Genomic DNA, 7,527 nt, shown 5'->3' on the forward strand with positions numbered 1-7,527 from the left:
GCCCTTTCGGAGCACCTGCAGGATGCGTTGTGGAAGCTGGGCGGTGCGCCGGCCGAACATCGCAGCGATTCCCTGTCAGCCGCCTACAAAAACCTCGACGCCGATGCGCAGCGGGATTTCACCCGAAGCTATGACGAGCTGTGTCGTCATTACGGCATGCTTGCTACCCGCAACAACCGCGGCGAGGCGCACGAGAACGGATCGATCGAAGGTCCCCATGCCCATCTCAAGCGACGGCTCGATCAGGCCTTACGCCGGCGGGGCAGCCGCGATTTCGTCAGCATCGAGGCCTGGCGCGAGTTCGTTGAGGCGCAGGTCGCCAGACAGAACCGGCGGCATGCTGCGCGCATCGATACAGAACGCAGGGTACTCAAGGCGCTGCCCGCAAGGCGAACCACCGATTTCGCGATGGCCACCGTCGATGTCACCCGCAACGGCACCGTCGCCATCGATCGGGTTACCTATTCGGTGCCTTCCCGCCTCGTCGGACGGCGCCTCAACGCGCATCTCTTTGACGATCGCATCGAGCTCTTCCTCGGTCCGGACAGGGTAATGTCCACGCCGCGTGTGCGGATCAGTCATCCCCACCGGGGGCATAGCATCGATTTCCGGCACATGATCGGTAACCTGCGCCGCAAGCCCGGTGCACTGCGCAACCTCGTCTACCGCGAAGCCCTCTTCCCCGATCACGCCTACCGGCGGGCCTGGCAAGCCTTCGATGCCCAACTCGATGGACGGCAGGCCTGCCGCGATGCCGTCGCGCTGCTCGATATCGCCGCCAGGGGCGACTGTGTCGACGTGCTGGCCCGGCGGATCGATGAGGCTCTCGACAGCGGGCGCTTGCCCGATGTCGATGCGCTCAGGGACGAGTTCCTGCCAACCGCAAGATCGCAGCGCGATGTCGCTATCCCGCCACCCGATCTGCACAGCTACAACAGCCTGATCGCCAGCGGGGAGGTGCACTGATGACCCGCACCAAGGATCAGGCCGCCGCCGTACTGCCTACCCTGCTCAAGGCCTTGCGCCTGCCGAGCATCAACCGCAACTGGAAGCGCCTCACCGACACCGCCGATCGCGATGGCTGGCCGGCCGCCAACCTGCTGGCCTCGCTACTCGAGATCGAGATGGCTGATCGCTCCTCCCGGCGCATCCAGCGCCATCGCGACCAGTCCGGCTTGCCCGCAGGCAAGACCTTCGCCACCTTCGATTTCGACGCCGCCCCCGGCATCCGCAAACCGCACCTCTTGTCCCTCGCCGCCGGTGACGACTGGATCGAGAACGGCGGCAACCTGCTGCTGTTCGGCCAGAGCGGGACCGGCAAGACGCACGCAGTTGCCGCCATTGGCCATGCCCTCATCGACACGGGGCGGCGCGTCCTGTTCTGCTCCACCACCGACATGGTCCAGAAGCTCCAGTCCGCGCGCCGCGACCTCAGCTTGCCCGCCATGCTCGACAAGCTCGACAAGTTCGATCTCATCGTGCTCGACGATCTGTCCTACGTCCGCAAGGACCAGGTCGAAACCAGCGCCTTGTTCGAGCTCATCGCCCACCGCTACGAACGCCACTCGCTCGCCATTACCGCCAACCAGCCATTTTCGGCATGGGACAACGTCTTCCCTGATCCCGCCATGACTGTCGCCGCGATCGACCGCCTCGTGCACCACTCGACCATCATCGAGATGAACGGCGAAAGCTACCGCAAGCGTTCCGCCGTCGCCCGCATCAACGCCGGCGATTACGACCCGCCCAATGGCGCCCCGGACCGGCCATCATAATTGTCGCTGGCTTCGCGCTCGGGAGCACCCTTGCTGAGGCAACGGGTAATTGTCGCCAGCGGCAATTACATGCCAAACCATCCCATGCGCTTCAAACCCTCGCTTCCGGCCAGCGCCAGCGACAATTACCCAGCGTCGTAATTGTCGCTCGACGGTTGCTCCTCGCAACAGCAAATGGTAGCCAGAATTCACCAACCGGCGCGGCCACCTATCGGCCATCAAAATTGACGCCGACCGGACACCGTAATCGTCGCGCTACACTCAGCGGGAAGAGTTTGCGTTGCGGGTAGCCCAGGACGCTTATCTCAACTTTCGCCGGATGTTTGCGCGCGTGCTTGCCGAGGCGGGCCCCAATTTGAGCGATGCGCAGCTCATGGCTCACGCGACGTTGGTCACTGCGCAGACCGAGGGCCTGGTGGCCTTCATGCGGCCGGACGATCCGGCAGGGCTGTCGGTCGAATCGATACGCGAGGCGCTCGACCTGTTCGCCGAGGGCATCTTCGAAACAATCGCGCGTCAGTCGTCGCGCCTGACATAGGCGAAGCCGCCCTGCGCGTCAGGGGAGACGCTTCGCCGACCACCGTCCCAGGACGAGAAATCCAGCTAAACCGGCCGCGATTGCGCCCGCAAACAGGGCATAAAGCGGCGCGTAACTCTGCGCTCCGTTCAACATGGCGCCGGCCGATATCGGTCCGGTCGCGGTCCCGATCGCCAGCGCTACCGGCATCAATCCCGTTACTTGACCTCGCGTGTCAGACGAGGCGATCAAGCCCATCTGAAAAGCAATCGGGAAATTCCATACCCCAACCGCAAGCACGACGCCGATGAGATAAGCCGGGAAGCCGTGGCCCCATTGCAGGGACGCGGCGCCCGCGATCGCGAGCAACATCCCGGCCGCGATAGGCCCGAGCCGACCAAGCCTGTCGCCGATGGCGATCGCGGCGATCCCGCTGATCCCGCTCGTGACCAGCGCGGCCATAAAGACGCTTGACGCGGCTTGGTCGCCGACACCCAATGTCGGAGCAAGCTCGGTGAGAAACGCCCACAGGGCAGAAATGCCGGCAAAGGTGAGCGTCAGTCCGGCCAATCCCGTCCACAGGGGCCAATCATGCTTCGTTGCGCGAAACCGTCCGCCATGGCCGTACAAAGGCCACGCTTCCTCCACCGGGATGATTGCGCGGCTGGAGGGGAATGCGGTCAACCCGGTAATTGCCACCGCGCCCACGATAGCGGCCAGCGCGAACGCCGCGCCCGGAAATCCCCAGCGCGGGATAGCGAAGCCGGAAAGGAAGAGGAGCACCGCTCCGCCGAGGAACACTTCTGCAGTCAGCTTCGTGCCAAAGGCCGCGTCGGGCCGGTGACTCTCGGAAACCACGGAAATGCACAAAGTATAGAGAACGCCCAGGCCAGCCCCGGCTGCGGCCAATCCCGCCATCAGCATGCCATGGCTCGAGACAATGCCGCAGGCGAAGAGTGCGGCAACGGAAATGAGCGTTGCGCAGCCTACAAGGACGCGCCAGTTGAACCGGGTCAGCCACCGGCTGGAGGTCGCCGCAGCCAGCGCGATACCGGCCAGATAGCTCGAGCCGAGCATTCCGATCTGGCTCTCGTCGAGGGCGAAACGCCCCGCGGCGGCCGTGAGCAGCACGGGCATGACGTTGAAGGGTAAGGCTGCGGCCGCCGACACCGCGGAGGCGGAGACAACGGTAGCGAGCGGCTGGCGGTAGACCATAGGCCCGGCCAACAACGCGGGCTCGACCAGGGCCTGCAAATCTTCCGGCATCGTCATTTCCCCGCGTCTGGCACCGGGTTCTGAAACACCCTGGTCGAAAGCTCACTGACCCTTATGCTGAACTTTGACAACCGTCAAACTGTGCACTCGCGCGAGAAGAAATTGTCGGGCCTGCAACGCCACCGAGGGCCGGGTGCGAGCCTTGTCTTCGGGGCAACCCTTGGGGGATTCAGGCGGGTGCCATGATGGTCGCGATCGAAGTCATGAGAAGTTCGATCCTGTTGGGCTGAAAATGCTCGCGTTCAATCGGCCGCATTGCGGTCAAGCCATCGCCGATCGCGCAGAGAAGGTCGGTGATAATCGTGCCGGAAATGTCAGCTCTGAATATGCCAAGTCGCTGCCCTTCCTCCACAATGGCCGCAAGCTTGGCCCGATAGCGAGAATAGCGTGTCTCGATCAACGCGGCGAACGGACCACCGTTCGCGCTGGCCAGAAGTTGCGAAAGGACTGGCCATGTCCCTTGAAAGGGCGTTTCAACCGGATCGAGCCATTGCCGCACAATCGTTTCGGCATCGATCGTTCCCCGACCGAGGTTTAATGCGAGGAATTCCTCTTGTTCATCGAATGAGTTATCGATCGCTGCAAGGATCAGTTCGTCCTTGCTCGAAAAATAATATGTGATCGCCCCCGTCGAGTAGCCGGCCTTTCGAGCGATATCCCTCAGCGAGGTCTGGCCATAGCCGTTCTCGCTGATGACCTGCATCGCAGCCGCGAGAAACGCCGCCTTCTTTGCTTTTTGGTCGCCGACGGGGCGTCCCATTCGAGGACCATCGCTCTTGTCGGCAAGCGCCTCGACGTTCGGGATTTCAGACTGCATGGACATGGCAATTAGTTCGAGAACGGGATCTCGGCAAGCAGCCCATCCTCCATTTCGGCCCACGCCCGCGCCTGCCGCGGTCAAAGCACCGGCCCGCCGGGGCGGACCGGTGCCTCAAACTAGTTTCAATCGTTAGAGTGTCAGGCCGGCTCATCGAGGCCGAGGACTGACCCCACGTCGTCAAATTTCGCCAGCCAAAGAACCTGCGGGTCGTGCGGTGCGAGCGAAAGCCCATCAGGCGCTGAGCGCGCGGTGAGAGCGTCTTGACGGTCTCAAGGCTTGTCGTCAGCGGGAAGGCTTCTTCGGGAGTGAGGAACCCGGCCATCAACGCCATCCCGAGCGACCGGCGAGATTCGGATTTTGTACGATTTGCACCGCCTCCGTGGATGACTTTTGCCGAGAACAGGAGGGCATCACCAGCATCCATTTCCACGGGGATTGTCTTGCTCGGGTCGCCCTCGATTGCGAAATCCTGATGCTGTGTGCCGGGCAAGAAGCGCGTGGCGCCATTTTCATCGGTGAAGTCGGTCAGCGCGACCATGAAGCTGATGATGACGTCGGGGCCCGACGGACCCAGATCGTGGAAATGACGCCAGTTGTCGATATCGCGGTGCAACTCTTGCGCCACGTTACCGGGACAGATTTCGATCACCTGGGCGGTCGCCAGCCAATAGGTTTCCTCATTCTCGCTGAAAACCTTATCGCCGATCGCGTGCACCAGATCGACTTCGAGCACGTCCTCCCGAAAGGTCTTGCTGAGTTCTGCGACGCCCATGAGTCGCTTAGTGGCGCGTCCGAAGAAATCGGCGGCTCGATCGTCGATCGTCTCGCGCGGCGCGCCTGCAGACAGGCCATTGAGGTGGGGATCGAGATCGGCATTGAATGCCCTGACCTGGTCCGACGAGATGAAATTCTGAATGATGACGCCGCCATCACGATGATAGATCGAAAGGATTTCATCGACAGGCGTCGTGTTGGGGACCTTGCGAAGTCGGCGAACGGCGTTGCTGTGCAAGTCCGCAACAACTTCCGACGCGGTTTCCGTCCCGCCCTTCATAACGCTCACGGTATCCATAAGATCTCTCCATTCTGCAAATCCCGACGCCAATAGTCTACATGGTATCCGACTTAACACAACAGAAATTTTAATAAGCTTTTTTTCAGTAGCTTGGGCATTTATGGACCATGATCGCGCGCCCCTGAGCCATTCAAATCTCGGCGTCTTGAGCAGTTACAGACCGCAGTTTTATCATTCGGCGGCTACCCGCGAGCGAGCTCGCGCCTTCGTGCGCCGATGCCGGTTTCGGAGCGTCAAGGCTGTTCATTCTCCCGGCCTTTTTGCGAGGAAAATATCCTGGCGACCGATGCCTTGATTTTCATCCAATACTCTTTCCCCTGAATGGCAATGACGACGAGCGTCAGTGCTTCACCGCCAATGATCATGGCTGATATGATTGCCGCCTTGTTCGGTATATCGAGGAAGGGAACGAGCGGAACGGCAACCCAGTAAAGCAGGACCACTCTAAGGAGCACCAGGCCGATCTTCTTTCTGATGCCGGATTCTTTTTCGGCCATAGGCTATTTCATTTCTGTCCTTAAAACGGCTTTTCGGATCATTCCTTGACGGAAGCACCTCGACCGCGAATCCGTATCAGTTGGACGACAAAAGCCGGTGCAGATCACGCGCCGTGGTGATGCCCTGTTCGATTGCGCCGTCGATCGCACTGCGCCAGGCGCTCGCCCAATCTCCGCTCGCAAAAAAGACACGCCCGTGCGGCGCCTGCAACGCCTTCAGGGCTTTGGATATTTGACCGGGACGCGAAATGCACCATGCCCCCTTCGAATAAGGGTCGCTGTTCCAGTCATGGGCCTTGGAATCGAGCACGACGACGTTGGGCAGGAACTGGTCCAGGGCGGATTCGATCTCCGCTTTGGACATGACGTCCAGCGGATGATCGGCTGACCCGAAGGCAATCAGGTGGGTGCACCCGTTCTCGATGCCATCCCAAAGGATGAAGTTGATCGGGCTGGTTCCGGTCCCTGGGGCCCAGCCGGTGAAAAGGGGGCGCTCGCCGTCGACCAGGACATGGATCTTGCTGGCCTTGCCGGCGTGGCCTTCCACCGACACCTTGCGCTTTTGCTCCGGCAGGGGCGGCGCGAAGGCGACATCCTTCAACGTGTTGAGCGGAAGGGTCGAGATGGCGGCCTTGGCCGAATAGACCTTTCCGTTTGCGCCGACGACGCGCACGCCGTCGGGCGTCGTTTCGATTGCCGTCACCGGGCTGCCAAGTTCGATAGTCGCGCCGCAATCGTCCGCGAGTGCCGTGTAAAGCGAACGCATACCGCCTTTGACCTTGAAACGGCTGAGGACATCGCCCTGGAGTTCGAGGCTGTAGCCGCTGAGTGCGATGAGCCGGACAATATCGATCCACGACACGTTTTTCGAGGCGGCACCGCTGTTCGCGGCACAGATCGTCGCTGCTATGATCCGGCCTTCGGGCGTGAGCGCCGAGGCAGCGAGTTTGTCGGCGACGGACAGTGTGTCGGCGTCGATCCAGCGTGTGTCGACGAAGGGCTCGGCTGGACGCGGCATGATCTCGCGGGCTTCGGCGAACAATGCCATGATGGGACCGTAAACTTCGGCGCCGAGCGCCGATATCCGGGTCTGGTGGCGCTGCCCGGTCTCGTCGAGATAGATTACATCGTCGGCGAAGTTCCCCGGCGACTCAACGATGTCCATGCCGTAACGGCTGATCTCCGCCCAGACATGGGGCTGGAACCAGTGGATCCAGGTTCCGCCGAGATCGTTCGGCTTGCCATTGAAGTCGGCGGTGTAGGCACGCCCTCCGACACGATCGCGTGCCTCCAGAATGAGAACGCGATAGCCAAATTGCTTCAATTCGCGCGCGGCGGTCAGGCCGGCGAAGCCGGCACCTACGATGATCGCATCATATTCACCAGGGCGCTGGCCTTTGCGATTTTCACTCGGTCGCGCCTGTGCCATCGACGACGTCACAGCCCCCGCTGCTGCGAGCGCCAATATCGTCCGGCGCGATGGCCGCGCTGAATCCGACCGATCGTTCATGACAGGGCTCTGTTGCAAAGATTGGCGGCAGTCAGAGGTAGGCTGTCGCTCTGCGCCG

At 61.7% G+C, this 7,527-nt stretch carries 8 protein-coding genes; 3 read left to right on the forward strand and 5 right to left on the reverse strand.

The features are described 5' to 3' along the window. The 3 genes from V7082_RS20850 to V7082_RS20860 form a co-directional block, all read left to right on the forward strand. Positions 1–966 (forward strand): Mu transposase domain-containing protein (locus tag V7082_RS20850; RefSeq protein ID WP_442909835.1); only part of this gene is annotated, 966 nt, incomplete at its 5' end. Further along, complete coding sequence (istB, locus tag V7082_RS20855; protein WP_007686496.1) at positions 966–1,775, forward strand: IS21-like element helper ATPase IstB; 810 nt, start codon at positions 966–968, stop codon at positions 1,773–1,775. The genes V7082_RS20850 and istB, both read left to right, overlap by 1 nt. A 280-nt stretch (positions 1,776–2,055) precedes the next feature. Beyond that, on the forward strand, positions 2,056–2,313 hold the full coding sequence (locus tag V7082_RS20860) for a hypothetical protein (protein WP_334151556.1): 258 nt from the start codon (positions 2,056–2,058) through the stop codon (positions 2,311–2,313). Between the two features lie 18 nt (positions 2,314–2,331). Here V7082_RS20860 and V7082_RS20865 read toward each other — a convergent pair whose 3' ends face one another. The 5 genes from V7082_RS20865 to V7082_RS20885 form a co-directional block, all read right to left on the reverse strand. Then, on the reverse strand, positions 2,332–3,558 hold the full coding sequence (locus V7082_RS20865) for an MFS transporter (protein WP_334151558.1): 1,227 nt from the start codon (positions 3,556–3,558) through the stop codon (positions 2,332–2,334). Between the two features lie 178 nt (positions 3,559–3,736). Beyond that, entirely contained in the window at positions 3,737–4,390 is a 654-nt protein-coding gene (locus V7082_RS20870; RefSeq protein WP_334151559.1) for a TetR/AcrR family transcriptional regulator, read from the reverse strand. Further along, positions 4,374–5,459, reverse strand: a complete 1,086-nt coding sequence (locus tag V7082_RS20875; protein WP_334151561.1) for a phytanoyl-CoA dioxygenase family protein — start codon at positions 5,457–5,459, stop codon at positions 4,374–4,376. Before V7082_RS20875 ends, V7082_RS20870 begins: the two co-directional genes overlap by 17 nt. Positions 5,460–5,695: 236 nt before the next feature. Beyond that, positions 5,696–5,959: a transporter suffix domain-containing protein gene (locus tag V7082_RS20880; RefSeq protein ID WP_334151563.1), complete on the reverse strand. Its 264-nt coding sequence runs from the start codon at positions 5,957–5,959 to the stop codon at positions 5,696–5,698. A 76-nt stretch (positions 5,960–6,035) separates the two neighbouring features. After that, the gene (locus V7082_RS20885; RefSeq protein WP_334151564.1) at positions 6,036–7,469 is read right to left on the reverse strand and encodes a flavin monoamine oxidase family protein; all 1,434 of its coding nucleotides are present in this window, start codon (positions 7,467–7,469) and stop codon (positions 6,036–6,038) included. Between the last annotated feature and the right edge of the window lie 58 nt (positions 7,470–7,527).

It is taken from the genome of Hyphomicrobium sp. (assembly GCF_036833075.1).
Classification (GTDB): Bacteria; Pseudomonadota; Alphaproteobacteria; order Rhizobiales; family Hyphomicrobiaceae; genus Hyphomicrobium_C.

Excerpts from the sequence above, each read along its gene's own strand:
- V7082_RS20885 (WP_334151564.1), bottom strand. The coding sequence starts at position 7,469 with ATGAACGATCGGTCGGATTCAGCGCGGCCATCGCGCCGGACGATATTG.
- V7082_RS20880 (WP_334151563.1), bottom strand. The coding sequence starts at position 5,959 with ATGGCCGAAAAAGAATCCGGCATCAGAAAGAAGATCGGCCTGGTGCTC.
- V7082_RS20870 (WP_334151559.1), bottom strand. The coding sequence starts at position 4,390 with ATGTCCATGCAGTCTGAAATCCCGAACGTCGAGGCGCTTGCCGACAAG.
- V7082_RS20865 (WP_334151558.1), bottom strand. The coding sequence starts at position 3,558 with ATGCCGGAAGATTTGCAGGCCCTGGTCGAGCCCGCGTTGTTGGCCGGG.
- V7082_RS20875 (WP_334151561.1), bottom strand. The coding sequence starts at position 5,459 with ATGGATACCGTGAGCGTTATGAAGGGCGGGACGGAAACCGCGTCGGAA.
- istB (WP_007686496.1), top strand. The coding sequence starts at position 966 with ATGACCCGCACCAAGGATCAGGCCGCCGCCGTACTGCCTACCCTGCTC.